The sequence below is a fragment of the Bacteroides caecigallinarum genome (assembly GCF_021530995.1).
GTDB lineage: Bacteria > Bacteroidota > Bacteroidia > Bacteroidales > Bacteroidaceae > Phocaeicola > Phocaeicola faecigallinarum.
This window is the reverse complement of sequence record NZ_JADYTF010000228.1, coordinates 1-1,471: the sequence shown is the minus strand read 5'-3', so window position 1 is coordinate 1,471 and position 1,471 is coordinate 1. Positions and strand designations below refer to the sequence as shown.

1 protein-coding gene is annotated in these 1,471 nt (G+C 38.8%); it reads right to left on the bottom strand.

Features of this window, described 5'->3' with window-relative positions; all coding sequences use genetic code 11:
- Window positions 1–185: 185 nt before the first annotated feature.
- Window positions 186–1,337 (bottom strand): lipocalin-like domain-containing protein, encoded by a 1,152-nt coding sequence (locus I6E24_RS16225; protein WP_235329729.1) that lies wholly within the window; start codon window positions 1,335–1,337, stop codon window positions 186–188.
- Window positions 1,338–1,471: the final 134 nt, after the last annotated feature.

Below are 1,471 nucleotides of genomic sequence, written 5' to 3'. Positions count from 1 at the left end.
CCCACGCATGATATAGAAAACTGCTGTTCATAATTGTACGTTTGCTTGTGCTTATTCAAATATACAATTTGTGCAGCGGTTTTCTTCTTTAATAAACTATCACGCGAAATGTCGGATGAACCTAAAAAAAGACGAGTGAAACAAACGATAATTCTTATGAATATTTTTGTTTCACTCGTCTTATATTATTCAGCCTTCAACTCCACCACTTCACGTATAAGATACGTTCCATCATATTCAGCGGCAAAGCCATCGTCCCACTTTCCGTTATATTCAAGTCTTAATGTGGCTTTTACGGGCTTGCCGTTTTTCTGACCTTTAGTTATCTTGTCATACTTTTCAAGCAACTGACCGGTCTTGTCAACAATCCAGAATTCTCTGTCGCTGCCGGAAGGAGTAAACGCTCTCACTTCATGTCCAATTCTTAATTCGCCTTCCATCGTATAGAGCAGGTCCATTGAAGTTGAATCCGTATCTGTGTCACACAGTTCGATACTGTTTTCGTCAAACAGAGGTGCATCCTGACCTATTTCCATAAAGACAGCCTTGTCCGGAGCATTATCGTATATCTCAAAATATCTCATTCCGCTATTACCCGTTCCCCAACCATTGCACGTACTCGGAACAGGTTCATGTTTCTTCAAACTGTCTATCATCTCAGCATAATCACCGTCAGGGAGCATTACATATCTGCGTACCCCACTACGGCCAGAAGCTGTTTCTTCAAATCTGCATGTCTGACTTTTATCCCAGTCTGCGGAACTTGAGAGTTTATCTATAACTTCGTCTATACGTTTATTCTTCAATTGGAATATCCTAATTAAAGCATGAGGAGCAACATCACCGTTTCTCACCATTACTACCCCAGGAAGTAACGGATCGACCAACAGCCTTATATCATCATTACTTTGAGCCATCAGTTTCAAACCGGCTCCGGAAATTTCTTTCCATTCAAATCCTTCGTATGGTTTTCTTGAAGGACTTTTCTTCATTACATCTCCATTGCAGCGTGCGTAAGTAGCAATTCTGTCTCTATCTTTCAATACCAAAGTATCATTTTTCAAACTTATAATATCGAATGTATCGGCAAATAATATTGTCTGCCCGTTACCAATACTTTCACCATTCAGAATAAGTTTGTTCCCATGCTTTTCCCATCCATGATATTTCAAGGTTTCCATCCCTAGAGACTCCGCTATACCATTATCTTTAATACAAACGCCTTGCACATAAGGCGTATCCGGAGGTAAAACTTCAATCCAGTTTCCTTTTAAATCACGTTCGCCTGTTGTACAGGAACAAATTACCAATAGTAATAACAAAACAAACTGTTTCATATTTAAATTTCCATTTAAAATCCAAACAAAGTTGGATAATTCATTATTAATTAACTTTAGTTTTATATCTTTGTATCAGGATGTTAAGAGGAAGTAGGCTCTGCTGAGGAGCAACCTGCCAGCAATAAACATCC

Excerpts from the sequence above, each read along its gene's own strand:
- I6E24_RS16225 (WP_235329729.1), bottom strand. The coding sequence starts at position 1,337 with ATGAAACAGTTTGTTTTGTTATTACTATTGGTAATTTGTTCCTGTACA.